The following is a 1,099-nucleotide window of genomic DNA, read 5'->3' on the forward strand; positions in this document are numbered from 1 at the left end:
GATTGTTTGTCTGCTCAATCCTGTTAATTCCTTGATTTGAACTGCGTTCAAATCAAGAGAAAAATACTTAATTATTTCTCTAAATTTCTTCTCTGAAATACGGGAACGATTTACATACTTGTTTTTTACTTTCATAATGGTACTTTAACATGATTTTAAATATGCTTAAGTTGTCATGACCCATACTTAATTACTTGAATTCGCACATTAAGTGCAATTTCTCCTAAGCCGTTAATAAATCAACAGCCCTTCCTAAAAATAACTCAACTGGTTGTTTCCCACCTCGTGTTTTTCGAGGTCTTGTGTTGAGTCGCTTCATGACAAATTCAATCTGTGAATTTGTCACCTTGTTAAAGTCAGTACCCTTTGGGAAGTACTGTCTAATCAAGCCATTAGTATTCTCGTTAATACCTCTTTCCCAAGAAGAATACGGATGAGCAAAATATACATCCACATCCAGTGCTTTAGCCATACGCTCATGTTCAGCAAATTCTAAGCCATTATCGTAGGTAATGGTATGAATCTTACTTGACATTGGCTTTAGCGCTTTAATAGTCTTATCAGCCAACTCAGTGGCATTCTTGCCATTAAGTTTAACAATAACAGTATAAAGTGATTTACGATCAACCAATGTGTAGATGGCGCTCTTCTTGTTTTTACCAATGATAGTGTCACCCTCCCAGTCGCCAATGCGTGATCTAGTGTTAACAAGCTCTGGACGCTGCTCAATACTCACAGCGTTCTTGATTCGTCCTCTGCGCTCATAACTACCATAGCGCTTACGATGGCTTTTGTGCAGGTGTCTAAGATGTTTATAGAGCGTGCCACCAGCACGCTTATCTTGCAGTAACATTCTGTAAATAGTCTCATGATGTAGCTTAGTTTTACCGTGCGTTATAAGATAATCACAAGCTTGTTCTGGGCTGAGCTCTTGTTTGATTAGCTCTATAATGTCTTGTCTAAGTTCTGGTGTGAGCTTAATGCTTTTACTGGCAGTTAATCTACGCATAGTAGCAAGCTCATTGGCTTGCTTGGGTCGATAGCCTCGTTTGCCAGTATTACGTTTAATCTCACGTGAGATAGTTGCCGGACTTCTGTT

General features: G+C 38.9%; 1 protein-coding gene. It reads right to left on the reverse strand.

Annotated features, from left to right (window positions below):
* Positions 1 to 223 precede the first annotated feature (223 nt).
* The coding region (locus BTHERMOSOX_RS11475; protein WP_138121232.1) for an IS30 family transposase at positions 224 to 1,099 on the reverse strand (876 nt) is incomplete at its 5' end.

The sequence above is a fragment of the Bathymodiolus heckerae thiotrophic gill symbiont genome (assembly GCF_900128515.1).
Classification (GTDB): domain Bacteria; phylum Pseudomonadota; class Gammaproteobacteria; order PS1; family Pseudothioglobaceae; genus Thioglobus_A.